The organism is Amycolatopsis sp. NPDC058340 (assembly GCF_042723975.1).
GTDB lineage: Bacteria > Actinomycetota > Actinomycetes > Mycobacteriales > Pseudonocardiaceae > Amycolatopsis.
Window position 1 is genome coordinate 1 of record NZ_JBHXIB010000048.1, and the last position, 16,324, is coordinate 16,324.

Below are 16,324 nucleotides of genomic sequence, written 5' to 3' on the forward strand. Positions count from 1 at the left end.
GTGTTGGTGGCCCCGGGGGTCCGGGGGCGTGTCGCCAAAGCCACTTTCGCGACGTGTTTTGTCCCTAATGTGGCTTTCGCGACATCCGCACCAGGTCCGGGGGCGCACGCGCCGCGCTCAAGCCTGGGCGCGGAGACCGTCGACGAGGATCGACAGCAATCGCGGCCCGCGCGCGTCGAGTTCCGCGTCGTCCAGCCGCGACAGCCAGCCGATGAGCACGATGACGTCCCGGGCCTCGGCGTCGGCGCGGACGCTGCCATCCGAGCGGCCGGCGGCCAGCAGCAGCTCCAGCGCTTCGCCGATCGGGCCGAGGCTGTGGGCGGCGAGGTCGCGCCACGTCGCCGCCTCGACGGCCGCGAACACGTCGCGTTTCACCCTCGCGTACGCGGCCACCCGGTCGAACCATGCGGCCAGGGCGTCCAGCGGCCGGTGCTCGGCCAACAGCAGCGGAGCGGCGGCGACCAGATCCTCCACATCGCGGCGATAAACCTCGGCGAGGAGGTCCTCGCGGGTCGGGAAGTGCCGATAGAGCGTGCCCTGCCCGATGCCGCACGCCTTCGCGACCGCGTTGAGCTTCAGTTCCCCCGGCTCGTGCACGAGGGCGCGCGCCGCTTGGAGGATCCGCTCGCGATTGCGCTGGGCATCCGCGCGACGAGGGCTGCTCTCGGTAGAAGCGGACACGTGTCCGCTAAGCTGGTCGGGGTAACCGGACATGTGTCCACTCTAGGCGGAGGATGTTCATGACCCTTTCCGGCAAGGTCGTCGCCATCACCGGAGCCAGCAGCGGAATCGGCGAGGCGACCGCCCGGCATCTGGCCTCGCTCGGCGCGCCGGTCGTCCTGGGTGCCCGCCGCGCCGATCGGCTGGCCGAGCTGGTCGCCGAGATCGAGGCGGGCGGCGGGCGGGCGGCCGCCACGCGGGTGGACGTCACCGACGCCGGCGACCTCGAAACCCTGGTCGACGTCGCCGTCGAGCGCTTCGGCCGCCTGGACGTCTTCGTGGGCAACGCCGGTGTCGCCGAGCTCGGCCCGCTCGCCGATCTCGACGTCGACGGCTGGTCCGCGATGGTCGACGTCAACCTCAAGGGGGTCCTGCACGGGATCGCCGCCGCCCTGCCGGTGTTCCGAAGGCAGGGCAGCGGTCATTTCGTCACCGTCGTTTCGACGGCGGGCCTGCGCATCGTCCCCACCCAGGCGGTGTACGCCGCCACCAAGAACGCGGTCCGCACCCTGATGGAGGGGCTCCGGCAGGAGAGCACCGACGGCGCCCTGCGGACGACGTCGATCTCGCCGGGCTACGTCCGCACCGCGCTCTCCGGTCACGCCGAACTCGGGATCGACCCGGCGGCGGTCGCCAGGGCGATCGCCTTCGCGATCGAGCAGCCCGAAGACGTCGAAATCGGCGATCTGACCATCCGGCCGACTCGCCAAGGTTGATGTTGACCTGGGGAAATGACCCGGTTTGGGACGGCAGCGTGTGCGAACGGGCAAGACCTGCGACAATGGACGGCGAGATCGGGGCATCGAATGGGCTCAGACTCGCTATGAAGAGCAGGTAAAAAAGTATGGCTCAGGGCAGCGTTAAGTGGTTCAACGGCGAAAAGGGCTTCGGCTTCATCGCTCAGGACGACGGCGGACCGGACGTTTTCGTGCACTACTCGGAGATTCAGGGCACCGGCTTCAAGTCCCTGGACGAGGGGCAGCGCGTCGAGTTCGAAATCGGCCAAGGTCAGAAGGGCCCGCAGGCCCAGCGCGTCGTCGCCATCTGACTTTCTCTCACGCCGAAGGCCTCCATCCGTACCGGGTGGGGGCCTTCGGGCGTTTCGGCTACCGATATCGTCGGAGCATGCTTGTGATCGTTCGTGAGCACCCGTGCGGCCGGACACGGTGAGCCGCTCCGCCCTGGAGCCCGAGCAGGTCGGGCGGAAGGTGCGGTTGCGCGAGGTCGGCCTCCGGGACCGCCGGGTCCTGATGGGCTTCGACCGTGACATGGCCCGCGAGGCGACGCCGCTGATCGGCGGCGGGCACCGGCATTGGGCTTCGCACCGCTCGGGGTCCGCGGGCGACGACATCCACTTCGGCATCGAGACGGTGCGCGGCCGGATGCTGGTCGGCTCGGTCTGCACCATCGGCGCCGACCCGGTGACCGGCCGGTTCGGCTACGGCATCGGGATCGCCCCGCGCCACCAGCGCTGCGGCTACGCCACGGACGCCATCACCGTCCTGCTGGCGCATATGTTCGGGCAGCGCGGTTTCCGCAAATGCGAGGTCACCGTGTACGGCGGCAACGTCGCGTCGCTCTCGCTGCACGGCGGCCTCGGCTTCCGCGAGGAAGGCAGGCTGCGGGACACCGAGGTGGTGCGCGGCGAGATCAAGTACCTGGTGCGCATGGGCATAACGGCCGAGGAGTTCGCCGCACGGCCTCCCTACGCGCTCGGCGACCTCGGCAGGCGTGGCCAGCACCGGCGGCCCCGGCGCGGCAAGCACTGGCGTACGCCCGCCGCGATCAGCGGCTGATCATCCCGGATTCGTAGGCGAAGACGACCGCCTGGACGCGGTCGCGGAGGCCGAGTTTCGTGAGGATGCGGCCGACGTGCGTCTTCACCGTCCCGGGTGAGAGGAACAGCAGCTCGGCGATCTCGGCGTTGGACAGGCCACGGGCCAGGTGCCGCAGCACCTCCTGTTCGCGCCCGGTGAGCAGGGCGAGCCGGTCGTCCGGCGGCGCCGCGGGCAGGCCGGTGACGACGCGGTCGAGCAGCCGCCGGGTGACGGTGGGCGCGAGCGTGGCTTCACCGGAGGCGACGACGCGGACGCCGGCGAGCAGATCAGGCGCCAGCGCGTCCTTCAGCAGGAAGCCGCTGGCCCCGGCCTGGAGCGCGGCGTAGACGTATTCGTCCAGGTCGAACGTGGTCAGCACCAGGACACGGGCCCGGTGGGCCGCGGCGATCGCGGCGGTGGCCTCGACGCCGTCCATCTCGGGCATCCGGATGTCCATGAGCACCACGTCCGGATCGAGGTCCGCCACCAGCGCGACGGCCTCCGCGCCGTCGCCGGCCTCGCCGACGACGTCGATGTCGTCCGCGTTGTCCAGGATCATCCGCAGGCCGGTGCGCACGAGCGACTGGTCGTCGGCGATGACCACCCGGATCGTCATGACGGCAGGGTCGCGCGGACGGCGAAACCGCGTTCCGGACGCGGCCCCGCGTCGAAGGTGCCGCCCAGTACGTTCACCCGTTCCCGCATGCCTTCGAGGCCGTGCCCGGAGCCGGACGGCTCTTCCGCGGCGCTGCCGTCGTCGGTCACTTCGATCTCCAGCGTCTCGGGCTCATACCGCATCACGATAGTCACCGACGCCGCCGGACCGGCGTGTTTCAACACGTTCGTCAGCGCCTCCTGCACGATCCGGTACGCCGCCAGGTCCACTGTGGACGGAAGAGGTCGCGGTTCGCCTTCGACCCGGAACTCGACCGGCGTGCCCGCGGAGCGGACGTCGGCGGCCAGCCGCGGCAGGCGTTCGGCACCGGGCCGGGGCTCCCAATCCGGCTCCTCCTGGCCGAGCGCGCCGAGCAGCCGCCGGATCTCGCCCAACGCGGTCCGCCCGGTGTCGACGATGGCGTCCAGCGCCTCCCGCGTTCGTTCCGGCCGCCGCTCCAGCTCGGCTTGGGCACCCTGTGCCTGCAGCACCACCACGGAAAGCGCGTGCGCGACGACGTCGTGCAGTTCGCGGCTGATCCGCCCGCGTTCGGCGGCGACCGCCAGCGCGGCCTGGGTGTCGCGCTCGCGTTCGAGGTCGGCGGCCCGCTGTTCCAGCACCGAAAGGCGGATCCGCCGTTGCCGCGTGTTCAGCCCGGCCAGCCACGCCACCGCCAGCGACAACCCGATCCCAGGGAACCCGCCCCAGTCCTGCACCTGGTCGTCCTTGGGCCCGGGCGGCGCCAGCGGATCGATGATGATGATCCGCGGCGGTACCGGAGCCGGTTCCCGCGAATTCGATTCGGCGGCGTGGATCATCCACGCGCCGGTGACCAGCAGGCTCGCCGCCAGCAGGGTGAACGAAAGCCGCCGAGATCCCCAGGCCGCCACGGAGAAGAGGCCGATCAGCGCCACGACGTCGACCGGGCGGAGATCGTTGCCCATGACCAGATGCAGGAGAGAGACGGTCACACCGGTCACGAAGGTGATCACGGGAGTGCGGTGCCGGACGAGCAGGGAAGCCAAGGACACCAAGGAGGTCAGCCACCAGTCGAAGCCCTCCGGATCGTCGCTCGCGACCACAGTGGACAGTCCGACGAGCGCGGTCAGCCCGATGTCCACGGCCTTCGGATGGTTCCTGAGGAAGGAGAGCACCGGCCGAGCGTAATCCCGGATCGGGGCGTCGCGGATCCCTCTCGCGGCAGACATCGGGATACGACCTGCGGCAGACGCGCGAACACGGCATCGGGTCCCAAGCTGGACGCAGGAAGATCCCCGACAGAAACGGAATCCTCATGAGAAGGCTTCTCGTCGCTCTGGTCGCCCTAGCCGGCATGGTGTCCTTGGCGAGCCCGGCCGCGGCGGCCCCACGACTGAAGTTGCCGCCGCCGACCGGCTCGCATCCCGTCGGCTCCACCGATCTGCATCTGACCGACTCCTCGCGCCAGGACCCCTGGGTGCCGTCCGGGCCGCGTGAGCTGATGGTGTCGATGTTCTACCCCGCGCTGGTGCCGTTCGGCGCGAAACGGCCGTACCTCACCCCGGCCGAGGCCAAGGCGTTCCTGACCGAATCGGGCCTCCCCGACGTCGACCCCGGCCTGCTCTCCGGGCTCCGGACCAGCGCCAGGGTCGACGCCCCGCCGCTGCCGGGGAAGCACGCGCTCGTCGTCCTGTCGCCGGGATTCGGCAAACCGCGCACCACGCTCACCGGGCTGGCGGAAGAGCTGGCGAGCAAGGGTTTCGTGGTCGCGCTCATCGGCCACAACCACGAATCCCACGGCACCGCCTTCCCCGACGGGCACGTCACCGGATGCACCGCCTGCGGATCCGACTCCACGCTGATCCCGCCGATCCGTTCCGCGGACGTCTCCTTCGTCCTCGACACCCTGACCAAGCCTTCGTCGCGCTGGTTCCGGCTGATCGACCGGACGCGGATCGGGATGGCCGGGCATTCCATCGGCGGGTACAGCACGCCGACCACGATGGTCGACGACCGGCGGATCCGGGCGGGCGCCGACCTCGACGGCAGGCTGTGGTCGCCGATCCCCGCGTCCGGGATCGACCGGCCGTTCCTGCTGCTCGGCCGCGAAAGCGAGTACACCCCGGCCGGGCCCGACACGACCTGGGCGGGCAGCTGGCCGAACCTCACCGGCTGGAAGCGCTGGATCAGTGTCGCGACGGCCGGGCACGCGTCCTTCACCGACGTCGGCGTCCTCGGTGAACAGCTCGGCCTGAGCAAACCCGGCCTGCTCGGTGGCGAGCGCGGAATGCTGCTGACCAGGACATACGTCTCCGCGTTCTTCGACGCGAACCTGCGCGGCGGGCATCAGCCCCTGCTCGGAGGGCCGGTGGCGGAGAACCCCGAGATCAAGTTCTGGAACTAGCCGATCGAGACCCCGGTGAGGCCGGCGGAGTACTCCCAGAGCCGCTCGGCCTCACCGGGGTCGATCGCGTACGGGCGCACGCCGACCCATTCGCCTTCTTCGGCGGCGATCTCGGCGACGTCGCAGTCCTCGCAGTACAGCCCGCCCAATCCGTCGAGCCGCGGCGACGTCGCCGCCCAGACCTGGGTGGCCGCGCCCTGCTCCGGCGATTTGAAGTCCGGGTCGGCCTGGTTCCCGTGCTCGTCGATCCAGCCGCGCTCGACCATCTCCTCCCGCCGCAGATGCCGCTGCAGGGGAGTGAGGATGGCGCCCGGATGCAGGCTGAACGCGCGGATCCCGTGTTCGGCGCCGAGCTTGTCCAGTTGCACCGCGAACAGCACGTTCGCCGTCTTGGCCTGGCCGTAGGCGAGCCAGCGGTCGTAGCCGCGTTCGAACTGGACGTCGTCCCAGCGCATCGCCGACGAGTGATGGCCGGAGGAGGCCACCGTGACGACGCGGGCGCCGCCGCCGGCCTTCAGCGCGGGCCAGAGGCGGTTCACCAGGGCGTGGTGACCGAGATGGCAGATCGCGAAATGCGACTCCCAGCCGGGGCCGACCCGCCGTTCCGGCGCGGCCATGATGCCGGCGTTCGCGATCAGGACGTCGATCGGTCGGCCGGTGCCGAGGAAGCGGCGGGCGAACGCTTCGACGCTCGCCAGGTCGGCGAGGTCGAGGTCGCCGACCTCCGTGCCGGAGATCCCGGCGAGGGCGGCCTCGGCGTCGGCCGGACGGCGAGCGGGGACGACCACCTGCGCGCCGGCGTTCGCCAGCGCCCGCGTGGTTTCCAGGCCCAGCCCGGAATATCCGCCGGTGACGAGGGCGAGCTTGCCGGAGAGGTCGATGCCGTCCAGTACTTCGGCGGCGGTGCTGCGCTCGCCGAAGCCGGAGCCGATCTTGTGTTGTGCGGTGATCATGAGGCGGACGCTAAGAGCTAGAGGGCTCTCTAGGTCAAGGCGCTATCGTCGGTCCGGTGACGGAACTCGCGATCGGCCAGGTCACCGAGCGGACGGGCCTCAGCGTCCACGCGCTTCGGTTCTACGAGAAGGAAGGGCTGCTCGCGGCGCCGGTGAAACGGGACGCGGCCGGGCGCCGCGTGTACACCGAACACGACGTCGAATGGCTGCTGAACTGCACGAAATTCCGGGCGTCCGGAATGCCGCTCGCCGTCATCCGCGAATTCGCCGGACTCGTCCGCCAAGGGCCGGGAAACGAGGAAAAGCGGCTCGAGCTGCTGCGGGAACACCAGAACACCGTCCGCGACCGGATCGCCGAGCTGGCCGATTGCCTGGAGCTGATCAGCCGGAAGGTCGAGGTCTACGAGGAGCATGTCGCGCGGGGGACCGCGAACGAGCTCTGGCGGTAGCGCGTCACGTTTCGCGCGGCGGCTTCGTCCCAGTGACATGACTACGCAGCTCACCAGGTTCACCGACCAGAAGACGATTCTGCTGAAGACCTTCAAACGGGACGGGACGCCCGTCGGGACGCCGGTCAACATCGCCGTCGAAGGCGATCACGCGTACATCCGGACGTATGACGCGGCGTGGAAGGCCAAGCGGATGCGCAACGATCCGCGGGTCGAGATCACCCCGTCGACGTTCCGCGGCGTCCCGACCGGAGAGCCCGCGAACGCGCGGGTCCGCCTGCTCGACGGTGCCGAGGCGCGGCACGCGGCCGCCCTCCTGGCGAGGAAACATCCGCTCTTGCACGGCTTCCTCGTCCCGCTCTTCCACCGGCTGAAGAAGTACAGGACACTCCATTACGAAGTCCGGACCGACGAGCCGTAGAGTCCACAGTGGACAGACGTTGCCACCCGATCGGTGCAACGTTTCGCCTGGCGATGGGCAAGGGCGGCCCCTAAGCTTTGCCGCTCGTGACCTGCGAGGTGAGACGATGAGGTCCTTCGGCGCGGCGGATCCGGTCAAGGTGGCGCTCGCCGGGCTCACCACGATGGCCCTCGGCATGGCGGCGGCGCTCAACGCCGATGCCTTGCCGGTGATCGGCGGCGGCACCACGTATTCCGCCGAATTCTCCGACGCGGGCGGCCTGCGCGCCGACAACGACGTCCGGATCGCCGGGGTGAAGGTCGGCAAGGTGTCCGAGATCGACCTCGAAGGCGATCGCGTGCTCGTCTCCTTCCGGGTGAAGGACGCCTGGGTCGGCGACGCCACGAGCGCATCCATTCAGATCAAGAACGTCCTGGGGCAGAAGTACTTGGCGCTCGACCCGCGCGGCGAAGCGATCCTCGATCCCGGAGACCCGATCCCGCTGAGGCGGACCACCGCGCCGTACGACGTCCTTGAAGCGTTTCGGGATTTGTCGAAAACCGTCGACGCCATCGACGTCGGCCAGCTGGCGAAAAGCTTCGACACGATTTCGGCGACTTTCGCCGATACTCCGGCCGACGTCCGCTCCGCGCTAGACGGGGTCGCGAAACTCTCCGGCACCATCGCCTCCCGGGACCGGCAGCTCCGGACGCTCGTCGCGAACACGCGACAGGTCTCGCAGACCCTCGTCGACCGCGACACCGAGGCCCAGCGGCTGATCCAGGACGGCAACGCGCTGCTGCGCGCGATCTCCACCCGGCAGCAGGCGATCAAGGATCTGCTCGACGGCTCGAAACGGCTCGCGACCGCGCTCGACGGCATCATCGCCGACAACGACGGGCAACTGGGCCCGGTACTCGAACAACTCGACCGGCTGACGTCGATGCTCCAGCGCAATCAGGATTCGCTGGCCAAGGGGATCGCCGCGTTCGCGCCGGCGATCCGCGTGCTCACCAACGTCGCGGGCAACGGGCGCTGGATCGACGGCTACCTGTGCGGGCTGGTCCTGCCCACCTTCGGCCCGCTCAACGAAAAGGGCTGTTTCGACTCGTGAGTGGCAAGGACGGTTCTAACCGTCCTTGCCACTCACGAGCCCAACGCTCTCCTGCTACGGCTTTGCCCTACGCAACCAGAACAGTCCGATCACCGGCAGCACCAGCGGGATGAAGAGGTAGCCCTGCCCGTACACCGACCACACGGTGGCGTGCGGGAAGGCCTCGCGGTCGAAGAGGCTGAACGTGCCGACGGTCAGCACGCCGAGCAGTTCGACGCCGCAGGCGATCAGCGCGACCCGCCACCAGCCCGCGCCGCGGCGGGCGAGTGCCACCGTGGCCAGCAGGTAGACGACGGCCGCGAACGCGGAGAGGGCGTAGGCCAGCGGGGCTTCGTGGAACTTCGTGCTGATCTGCACAGCGGCCCGTGAGGTCGCCGCCAGCGCGAAGATCGCGTACACGGCGACCAGGATCCGTCCCGGGCCGGAGGCCTTGTCCGTCGCGGTGTCCACCGTCTTCTCCTCGGTTTCTTCAGGCACTGGCACCCGCCCACACCTCGTGCAGCCGCAGCACCATCACCGGGATGGCGAGACAGGCGATCCCGAGGATCGCGGTGCTCGCGCGGGTGCGCTCGGCCAGCGCCCAGAAGGTCCCGAGCGGGAGCACGACCAGGCAGCCGATCAGGTAGGCGAGATAGGTGGCCATGCTGCCGGGGCGGCCGCCGCCGATCAGCAGGACGACCCCGATCACGAGCTGGGCGACCAGGAGCACTTCGAGCACGGCGAGGCCGGCGAGCAGCGCGTTGTCCGGCAGCTTCTTGCGCGCCGCCTGCACGAAACTCCACACCGCGACCAGCGTCGCGCAGATCGCGACGGTCACCGCGAACCCTGTGATCACGTCGGCCTCCTTACCCGCTCCACCGGCGACAACGTACCTCCGGGCGGATCATCGCCGACGGGCGACCGGCAGGCCGCGTGGCAGGCGCCACGGGGCGGGACAGTGGTCCAGACCTCGGGTGAATAGATCACGAAGCGCGCTCGGTTGGCGCTCTGTCAATTCCGTCGCGCAATATTGATTTCTGTACCTCGACCTGGGATTACGACGCCGGTTCGTTCCTGTTACACACCGACCGGGTGGTTGGAATCCGAGTTGATCTCACGCTGGGTACCCCTACCATTCGGTAGATTTCGAATTCACGTCCCTGAACAGCCCATCCGAACCCCCGATATGGCGGATTGGCCGTTCGGGGTCCGGCAGGTGGAATATTCTGCATCGCGATGGTGCACATGGCCCATCCGATTGGTGCCAAGGAGGGGCTGTTCGATGGACGTCCGGTACGAAGCGTATTGCTTCGCCGATCCACTGTTCTTCGACGAACAGCGGGAAACGGGGGACGCCGCCGACGATTTCGCCTCCCTGCTGCCCGCCCCGAGGGACGGCTGGCGCACCGGGGTGCGTGGAGTGTGGCGGTTGTTGCACCCTGTTGCTCGAAACCTTCCCTTGCAGGGCTGGAAAATCCACGTGTCCGCAGGTTTGGCCAACGCCGAGCGGGTGCTCGTGAAGGTGCACGAGCATTGTGTCGAGCACGCCGTGTCCTACAAGCATCTGCGTTCGCGGACGACCCTGCTCGCCAGGAATTCCAAATATGCCCCGCGTGACGGAAGCGGTAAGTTACTGACTCTTTATCCAGCTGACAACAACGAGCTCGAGCGTGTTCTCGTCGCGTTGTCGGCGAAGCTCGACGGCGAACCAGGGGCGTACATTCTCAGTGATCTTCGGTATGGCGCCGGGCCGCTCTACGTCCGCTACGGCGGATTCGCCGAGCAATGGGTCGAACTGGACGGCAAGCGGGTTCTCGCGGTCCGTAAACCGGACGGCACGCTGGTCCCGGACAAGCGCGAACCGACCTTCTCCGTACCCGACTGGGTGACGATTCCGGAGTTCCTCGCCCCTCATCTCGCAGCTCGCAAGAGCGGCAGCGCGGATCAGTTCCCCTATCAGGTGAAAAGTTCTCTGCACTTTTCCAACGGCGGGGGCGTGTACCTCGCCGACCGGAAGTCCGACGGCGAACGGGTGGTCCTCAAGGAAGCCCGTCCGTTCGCCGGCCTGGACCGTGACGAGGTCGACGCCGTCGAACGCCTCCGCCGTGAGCACGAGGTGCTGGACCGGTTGAAGGGTATCGACGGCATCCCCGCCGCCTACGACCGCTTCACCGTCTGGGAGCACCACTTCCTGGCGATGGAGTACATGCCGGGCGTCTCGCTCGGCAACTGGCTCGCCCGCAACTACCCGCTCACCAGGCGCGACACCACCGAGGCCGACATCGCCGCGTACACCGAACGCGCGCTGGCGCTGGTCCGGCGGGTGGAGGCGACGGTCGGCGAGGTGCACGGCCGCGGGATCGTCTTCGGCGACCTGCACTCGCTGAACATCCTGGTCGACGGGGACGACGACAACGTCTCCTTGATCGACTTCGAGATGGCCTCCGACATCGAAAGCGGCACCCGGCCCGCGCTCGGCGCGCCCGGCTTCCGCGCGCCGAGGGACCGGAACGGGTTCGAGGTCGACGAGTACGCGCTCGCCGTACTGAAGCTGTGGATCTTCCTGCCGCTCACGACGCTCCTCGAGCTCGCCCCGGCGAAGCTGCGCGGGCTCGCGGACTTCGTCCAGCAGCGTTTCGACGTCCCGGAGGGCTACGCCGACTCGATCGTCGCGGAGCTCGCGCCCCGGAACCCGCCGCCGCTCACGAGCACCACCGAGCTGGACCAGGAACGACCGGACTGGGCGCTGGTCCGCAAGCAGATCACCGAGGCGATCCTCGCCAGCGCGACCCCCGAGCGCACCGACCGGCTCTTCCCCGGCGACATCGAACAGTTCCGCGTCGGCGGGGCGTGCTTCGGCTACGGCGCGGCCGGCGTCCTCCACGCCCTGCACGGGGAGGGCCATCGGCATCCCGCCCACGAGCGCTGGCTGCTGGACTCGATCCGCCGCGATCCGCCGGGACGTCCGGGGTTCTACGACGGCTTGTACGGGATCGCGTACGTCCTCGAAGAGCTCGGATACCGCCAAGAGGCCACCAAACTCTTGGCGGCGTCGGCGAGGTTGGTCGAGCAGACCACCGACCACGGTCTGGAAGGCGGCCTGTCCGGTATCGGGCTCACCCAGCTGCATTTCGCGGTGGCCCGCAAGGACAACGAGTTCGGCAGGCAGTCCCTCGCCACCGCCGTCCGGCTCGCCGAAGCGCTCGAGATCGCCGACCCGCCCGGCGATTTCGGCCGCGCCGGGCTGCTCAACGGCTGGTCCGGTCCGGCGCTGTTGTTCGTGCGGCTGTTCGAACGCACCCGTGAAGAAGGCTGGCTGTCCTTCGCCGACCAGGCGCTGGAGCGGGACATCGAGGAATGCGTCGAGTCCGACGACGGCTCGCTGCAGGTCCGCGACGGGGAGACCCGGACGTTGCCGTACGCGGGTGTCGGCAGCGCCGGAATCCTCATGGTCGCCGAGGAGCTCGCGAAGCACCGTCCGGACGCGAAGGCGTTGAAGAGCCTTCCGGGCCTGCGTGAAGCGTGCCGCGGCGAGTTCGTCATCCACCCCGGGCTGTTGTTCGGCAGATGCGGGCTGATGACCGCGCTTGCCATGGGCGACGAACCGGACCGGCGCGTCCGCGACGCCATCGACCTGCACCTTTCCCGGCTGGCCTGGTACGCGGTGCCGTACAAGGGCGGCCTGGCGTTCCCCGGCAACCAGCTGCTGCGGCTGTCGATGGACGTCGTCACCGGCGGCGCGGGCGTCCTGCTCGCCTTGGCCGCCACCCTGGACGGGAAGGCCGCGTTGCCTTTCCTGTCCTCCCGAACTGCCGTCCGATGAGGACGGCGGACCAAGAGGTAACTAGTGAAAGGGAACACCATGGAACTGGTTCTCGACCTGCAGGCCCTGGAAGCCCCCGAGGTTCTCGAAGGCGGCGGCGGTGGCAGCCACGGCGGCGCGAGCAACCTCAGCCTGCTGGCCTCCTGCGCGAACAGCACCGTCAGCCTGCTGACCTGCCACTGAGTCACGGCTGATCACTGAAGGCGCGGGAGCGGCACAGGCCAAGTGCGCCGCTCCCGCGCCTTCATTTTGCCTTCCGGTTCATCTCGTTGGGATCACGGTGTTGAGGAGTGGCTGAAGGGGCCCTTCACCGCATGCGACGCGGGTAAAGCGCCCTTCACCGCGTGAGACGAGGGGAAGGGGGCCCTCGCCTCCGACCCGAGACTAAGGAGTGGGATGGCGGGTTCCGCCGATCGGTTGCTGGTCAAGGTGACCGCGCTGGATCGCCCCCGCCTGATCGCGCTGATCCTCAGCGCGCTCGCCGGGACGGCGGCGGGGCTGCTCCTGCCCGGCGCGCTCGCCGCCGCGGTCGACGCCGTGGTCGCCGGGCGGCCCAGCCTGCCCGAGGTCTCCTGGCTGATCGTCCTCGGCGTCACCGAGATCGCCGTCGGCCTGATCGGCGGCATCCTCACCGCCCGGATGACCGCGTCCGCCACGGCCTGGCTGCGCCGGAAACTCACCGACCGCTATCTCGCGCTCGGCACCAGATCGACCTTCGCCGACGGCGACGCGATCAGCAGGCTCACCGGCGACTGCACCGGCGCGGGGCTGGTCGCCTCGGTCGTGGTCCAGCTCGGGTCGACCACGCTGATCTCCGGCGGGGCCGTCGTGCTGCTCGCGCTGATGGATTGGCGGCTCGCGCTCGTCTTCCTCGGCAGCATCCCGTTCGGCCTGATGCTCGCCCGCACGCATCTGAAGAACACCGCCGACGACGTCCTCACCTATCAAGAGGTTTCCGGCGAACTCGCGGCGAGGATGGTCGACGCCGTCGCCGGGCTCCGCACGATCGCGGCGTCGGGCACCGCCGACCGCGAAGCCGACCGTGTCCTGCGGCCACTGCCGAAACTGAGCCTCGCCGGTCGCGGGATGTGGCGCACGCAGGCCAGGATGGTGTGGCGTTCCGGTCTGCTGTTGCCCGCGGTCGAGCTCGCGGTGCTCGCCGCCGCCGGTTTCGGTGTGCTGGAAGGCAGGCTGACCGTGGGCCAGGTCCTCGCGGCCCTCGGCTACGTCGCGCTCGGCATGGGACTCATCACGCAGATTCCCTTGCTCACCACGCTTTCCCGCGCGCGGTCGTGTGCGCGGCGGATCACCGAGGTGCTGGAGTCGCCGGTCCCCGAGCCGGGTGAACTCGGCGTCGTCCCGGGGCGGGGCACGCTCGAACTGCGCGGCGTCACCGTCGAAGGCGCGTTGCGCGACGTCGACCTGCTCGTGCGGGGCGGCCGGTTCACCGCGGTCGTCGGGCGGTCCGGTTCCGGGAAGTCCGCGCTGGTCAACGTCCTCGGTGGACTCCTGTCGCCGGACGAGGGGACGGTGACGCTCGACGGCCGTCCGCTGGAGAAGCTGCGGCCGTACGAACTCCGCGCGGTGGTCGGGTTCGCCTTCGAACGGCCCGCCCTGCTCGGCGCGACGATCGGCGACGCCGTCGGCTACGGCTCGTGGGCGGGCGAGGCCGCCGTTCGCGCAGCCTGCCGGTCCGCGCAGGTCGACGATCTGATCGTCCGGCTGCCGGGCGGCTACCGGACACCGCTCAGGGAGACACCGCTCTCCGGCGGGGAGGCGCAGCGGATCGGGCTGGCGCGCGCGATCGCGCACGCGCCGAGGGTGCTCATCCTCGACGACGCCACCGCCAGCCTCGACACGGTCACCGAAGCCGCCGTGGAAGAAGCGATCGAACGCACGCTGCCCCGCCGGACCAGGGTGGTGGTGACGCATCGCGCGGCCACCGCGTCGCGGGCGGACACGGTGGTGTGGCTGGAGGACGGCCGGGTCCGGGCGGTCGGCCCGCACGAAAAGCTGTGGCGGAATCCGGCCTATCGAGCCGTCTTCACCGGGATGGGGGCGGAGCAGAGGTGAATCGCGAAACCGGTTTGAGTACGACACGAACCCGCCCCGGCCGAAGGCCCTGCTATCGCGGTGGCGGGGCGCCCAGGCGACACGATGTGCGAGGTGCCGGAAAGGGGCGCCCCGGCGACGCGATCGCGGTCGCGGGTTCGTCGACAAGCACCGAGGGCGCGCAATGAGCGTCTGGAGGCTCTATCGCTCGGCACTGGCCGGGCAGTGGCGAGGCGGCTTGGTGCTGTTGGCGTGCTCCGTATTGGAGAGCGCGCCCGCGTTCTTGTCCGGTCGCCTGGTCGAACTCGCGGTTGACGAGGGGTTTGCCGCGGATCGGCCAGGCACCGGACTGCGTTGGCTCGCGGTCTTCGGGCTGGTCGCTGTGATCGGCGCGTTCGGTTCACGGCTGGTGTGGCATCAGCTCGGCAAGGTCGTCGAGCCGTTGCGCGACGCGCTGGTGACCGCCGTCGTGCGCGGGGTCCTGCACGATCCGGCGCCACCGCGCAACCAGCCGGACGCCAGCGGAGTCGCCCGCATCACCCAGCACGTCGAAGTCGTACGCGACGCCACGGCCGGGCTGCTGGTGCAGGCCCGCGGGATGATCGTGACGACGGTGGCGGCACTGGCGGGGCTGTTCACCGTCGCCGGTTCGCTCGCGTTGATCGTCGCGATCCCGGTGGTGGTCGCGGTCGGCGTGTTCGCCTGTCTGCTCCCGTCGCTGGCGCGGCGTCAGCGTGCGCTCGCGCTGGCCGACGAGCGGACCGCCGAGGTCGCGGGCGCGTCGCTGTCCGGGATGCGGGACGTCGTCGCGTGCGGCGCGGAACCCCTGGCCGCGCTGGAGCTCTACGACGCCATCGACACCCAAGCCGACGCGGCCGTGCGGGTGGCGCGATCCGGGGCCGCCAGAACGGTGGTGATCGCGACCGGCGGTTTCGTGCCGCTGCTCCTGGCGTTGCTGGTGGCACCGGGCATGGTCAAGGACGGCGTGCTCACCGCCGGTGCCGCGCTCGGCGCGCTCGTCTACCTGGCGACGACGATGCAGCCGGCGTTGCGAGGGCTGGCCGCGACCGCGAGCACCGTGGTGCTGCGGCTGATCGTCGCGCTGCGGCGGCTCGCCGAGACCGCCGAGGCCGAGCCGGAGGCCGACGGCACGGCCGAACCCGACGGGACCGCGATCTACGTGCGCGACCTGACCTTCAGCTGGGGCGCGGCCGCGCAACCGGTGGTGCGCGGACTCGACCTGCACCTGCGGCCCGGTGAGCGGCTCGCGGTCGTGGGGCCGAGCGGAATCGGCAAGTCGACCTTGGCCGGGCTCCTGACCGGAATGCTCGAACCGCAGGCGGGCCGGGTGCTGCTCGGCGGGGTGCCGGTCCGGGAGGTCCCGGCGGCGCTGCGGCACCGGATGGTCGCGCTGATCCCGCAGGAGGCGTATGTCTTCGCCGGGACCGTGCGGGACAACGTCGGCCTGTTCGCGCAGACCGCGATGGACGGCGAACTCCTGGCGGCGGTGGCGGCCGTCGGGGCGGAACCGCTGGTCACGCGGCTGGGCGGACTCGACGGCGAGATCGGGCACGGCACGCTGTCCGCGGGCGAGGCGCAGCTGATCGCGCTCGCGCGTGTCTACGCGAGCGAAGCGGGCGTCGTCATCCTCGACGAGGCGACGTCGCACCTCGACCCGCCCGCCGAAGCCCGCGCGGAACGGGCGTTCGCCGAGCGGGGCGGGGTGCTGGTGGTGATCGCGCACCGGCTGTCGTCGGCGTTGCGCGCGGACCGGGTCCTGGTGATGGACGGCAAGGAGACCGCTTTGGGCACCCACCTCGAACTCATGGACCGGTCCACGCGCTACGCCCAGCTCATGCACGCCTGGTCGCCGCGGCTACCCCAGCCCAGTGCGCCTCCGGTCCAAAGGAGCTGAAGGACGCTTTCACCGCATGTGATGCGACGAAAGCGTCCTTCACCGTTCCATCCATGCCCCCGCC

17 protein-coding genes are annotated in these 16,324 nt (G+C 69.9%); 11 read left to right on the forward strand and 6 right to left on the reverse strand.

Annotated features, from left to right (window positions below):
- Nucleotides 1-117: 117 nt before the first annotated feature.
- Nucleotides 118-681, reverse strand: coding sequence for a TetR/AcrR family transcriptional regulator (locus tag ACFWIW_RS33850; RefSeq protein WP_378372203.1), 564 nt, complete (start codon nucleotides 679-681; stop codon nucleotides 118-120).
- Between the two features lie 59 nt (nucleotides 682-740).
- Between ACFWIW_RS33850 and ACFWIW_RS33855 the strand changes: the two genes are divergently transcribed.
- The 3 genes from ACFWIW_RS33855 (at nucleotide 741) to ACFWIW_RS33865 (ending at nucleotide 2,516) form a co-directional block, all read left to right on the forward strand.
- Nucleotides 741-1,436, forward strand: coding sequence for an SDR family oxidoreductase (locus ACFWIW_RS33855; RefSeq protein WP_378372204.1), 696 nt, complete (start codon nucleotides 741-743; stop codon nucleotides 1,434-1,436).
- 128 nt (nucleotides 1,437-1,564) lie between these two features.
- Entirely contained in the window at nucleotides 1,565-1,768 is a 204-nt protein-coding gene (locus ACFWIW_RS33860) for a cold-shock protein (protein WP_016330817.1), read from the forward strand.
- Nucleotides 1,769-1,871: 103 nt separating this feature from the next.
- Nucleotides 1,872-2,516 (forward strand): GNAT family N-acetyltransferase, encoded by a 645-nt coding sequence (locus ACFWIW_RS33865; protein ID WP_378372205.1) that lies wholly within the window; start codon nucleotides 1,872-1,874, stop codon nucleotides 2,514-2,516.
- Here ACFWIW_RS33865 and ACFWIW_RS33870 read toward each other — a convergent pair.
- A complete protein-coding gene (locus ACFWIW_RS33870; RefSeq protein WP_378372206.1) occupies nucleotides 2,506-3,153 on the reverse strand; it encodes a response regulator in 648 nt (215 codons plus the stop codon). The genes ACFWIW_RS33865 and ACFWIW_RS33870 overlap by 11 nt on opposite strands.
- A complete protein-coding gene (locus tag ACFWIW_RS33875; RefSeq protein ID WP_378372207.1) occupies nucleotides 3,150-4,346 on the reverse strand; it encodes a sensor histidine kinase in 1,197 nt (398 codons plus the stop codon). Before ACFWIW_RS33875 ends, ACFWIW_RS33870 begins: the two co-directional genes overlap by 4 nt.
- Before the next feature lie 140 nt (nucleotides 4,347-4,486).
- On the opposite strand from ACFWIW_RS33875, the gene ACFWIW_RS33880 reads away from it, so the two are divergent.
- Nucleotides 4,487-5,575 (forward strand): alpha/beta hydrolase family protein, encoded by a 1,089-nt coding sequence (locus ACFWIW_RS33880; RefSeq protein WP_378372208.1) that lies wholly within the window; start codon nucleotides 4,487-4,489, stop codon nucleotides 5,573-5,575.
- Here the strand turns inward: ACFWIW_RS33880 and ACFWIW_RS33885 are convergent.
- Nucleotides 5,572-6,528 carry an SDR family NAD(P)-dependent oxidoreductase gene (locus tag ACFWIW_RS33885; protein ID WP_378372209.1) on the reverse strand — a complete coding sequence of 319 codons (957 nt, stop codon included), beginning with the start codon at nucleotides 6,526-6,528 and terminating at the stop codon, nucleotides 5,572-5,574. The two genes, ACFWIW_RS33880 and ACFWIW_RS33885, sit on opposite strands and share 4 nt — an antisense overlap.
- A 56-nt stretch (nucleotides 6,529-6,584) precedes the next feature.
- On the opposite strand from ACFWIW_RS33885, the gene ACFWIW_RS33890 reads away from it, so the two are divergent.
- From ACFWIW_RS33890 to ACFWIW_RS33900, 3 genes are all read left to right on the forward strand, one after another.
- A complete protein-coding gene (locus ACFWIW_RS33890; protein WP_378372210.1) occupies nucleotides 6,585-6,977 on the forward strand; it encodes a MerR family transcriptional regulator in 393 nt (130 codons plus the stop codon).
- Between the two features lie 37 nt (nucleotides 6,978-7,014).
- A complete protein-coding gene (locus ACFWIW_RS33895; protein ID WP_378372211.1) occupies nucleotides 7,015-7,398 on the forward strand; it encodes a PPOX class F420-dependent oxidoreductase in 384 nt (127 codons plus the stop codon).
- 106 nt (nucleotides 7,399-7,504) lie between these two features.
- Nucleotides 7,505-8,491, forward strand: a complete 987-nt coding sequence (locus tag ACFWIW_RS33900) for an MCE family protein (RefSeq protein ID WP_378372212.1) — start codon at nucleotides 7,505-7,507, stop codon at nucleotides 8,489-8,491.
- A gap of 54 nt (nucleotides 8,492-8,545) precedes the next feature.
- Here ACFWIW_RS33900 and ACFWIW_RS33905 read toward each other — a convergent pair whose 3' ends face one another.
- Together ACFWIW_RS33905 and ACFWIW_RS33910 are read right to left on the reverse strand one after the other, a co-directional pair.
- Nucleotides 8,546-8,968, reverse strand: a complete 423-nt coding sequence (locus ACFWIW_RS33905) for a hypothetical protein (RefSeq protein WP_378372247.1) — start codon at nucleotides 8,966-8,968, stop codon at nucleotides 8,546-8,548.
- Complete coding sequence (locus ACFWIW_RS33910; protein WP_240596068.1) at nucleotides 8,961-9,326, reverse strand: hypothetical protein; 366 nt, start codon at nucleotides 9,324-9,326, stop codon at nucleotides 8,961-8,963. Before ACFWIW_RS33910 ends, ACFWIW_RS33905 begins: the two co-directional genes overlap by 8 nt.
- A gap of 426 nt (nucleotides 9,327-9,752) precedes the next feature.
- On the opposite strand from ACFWIW_RS33910, the gene lanKC reads away from it, so the two are divergent.
- The 4 genes from lanKC (at nucleotide 9,753) to ACFWIW_RS33930 (ending at nucleotide 16,260) form a co-directional block, all read left to right on the forward strand.
- On the forward strand, nucleotides 9,753-12,293 hold the full coding sequence (gene lanKC, locus ACFWIW_RS33915; protein ID WP_378372213.1) for a class III lanthionine synthetase LanKC: 2,541 nt from the start codon (nucleotides 9,753-9,755) through the stop codon (nucleotides 12,291-12,293).
- A 39-nt stretch (nucleotides 12,294-12,332) separates the two neighbouring features.
- A complete protein-coding gene (locus tag ACFWIW_RS33920; protein WP_123798255.1) occupies nucleotides 12,333-12,476 on the forward strand; it encodes a SapB/AmfS family lanthipeptide in 144 nt (47 codons plus the stop codon).
- Between the two features lie 213 nt (nucleotides 12,477-12,689).
- Nucleotides 12,690-14,366 carry an ABC transporter ATP-binding protein gene (locus ACFWIW_RS33925; RefSeq protein ID WP_378372214.1) on the forward strand — a complete coding sequence of 559 codons (1,677 nt, stop codon included), beginning with the start codon at nucleotides 12,690-12,692 and terminating at the stop codon, nucleotides 14,364-14,366.
- Nucleotides 14,367-14,529: 163 nt separating this feature from the next.
- A complete protein-coding gene (locus tag ACFWIW_RS33930) occupies nucleotides 14,530-16,260 on the forward strand; it encodes an ATP-binding cassette domain-containing protein (protein WP_378372215.1) in 1,731 nt (576 codons plus the stop codon).
- The last annotated feature ends 64 nt before the right edge of the window (nucleotides 16,261-16,324 follow it).

Excerpts from the sequence above, each read along its gene's own strand:
- ACFWIW_RS33855 (WP_378372204.1), top strand. The coding sequence starts at position 741 with ATGACCCTTTCCGGCAAGGTCGTCGCCATCACCGGAGCCAGCAGCGGA.
- ACFWIW_RS33860 (WP_016330817.1), top strand. The coding sequence starts at position 1,565 with ATGGCTCAGGGCAGCGTTAAGTGGTTCAACGGCGAAAAGGGCTTCGGC.
- ACFWIW_RS33870 (WP_378372206.1), bottom strand. The coding sequence starts at position 3,153 with ATGACGATCCGGGTGGTCATCGCCGACGACCAGTCGCTCGTGCGCACC.
- ACFWIW_RS33880 (WP_378372208.1), top strand. The coding sequence starts at position 4,487 with ATGAGAAGGCTTCTCGTCGCTCTGGTCGCCCTAGCCGGCATGGTGTCC.
- ACFWIW_RS33885 (WP_378372209.1), bottom strand. The coding sequence starts at position 6,528 with ATGATCACCGCACAACACAAGATCGGCTCCGGCTTCGGCGAGCGCAGC.
- ACFWIW_RS33895 (WP_378372211.1), top strand. The coding sequence starts at position 7,015 with ATGACTACGCAGCTCACCAGGTTCACCGACCAGAAGACGATTCTGCTG.
- ACFWIW_RS33900 (WP_378372212.1), top strand. The coding sequence starts at position 7,505 with ATGAGGTCCTTCGGCGCGGCGGATCCGGTCAAGGTGGCGCTCGCCGGG.
- lanKC (WP_378372213.1), top strand. The coding sequence starts at position 9,753 with ATGGACGTCCGGTACGAAGCGTATTGCTTCGCCGATCCACTGTTCTTC.
- ACFWIW_RS33920 (WP_123798255.1), top strand. The coding sequence starts at position 12,333 with ATGGAACTGGTTCTCGACCTGCAGGCCCTGGAAGCCCCCGAGGTTCTC.
- ACFWIW_RS33925 (WP_378372214.1), top strand. The coding sequence starts at position 12,690 with ATGGCGGGTTCCGCCGATCGGTTGCTGGTCAAGGTGACCGCGCTGGAT.
- ACFWIW_RS33930 (WP_378372215.1), top strand. The coding sequence starts at position 14,530 with ATGAGCGTCTGGAGGCTCTATCGCTCGGCACTGGCCGGGCAGTGGCGA.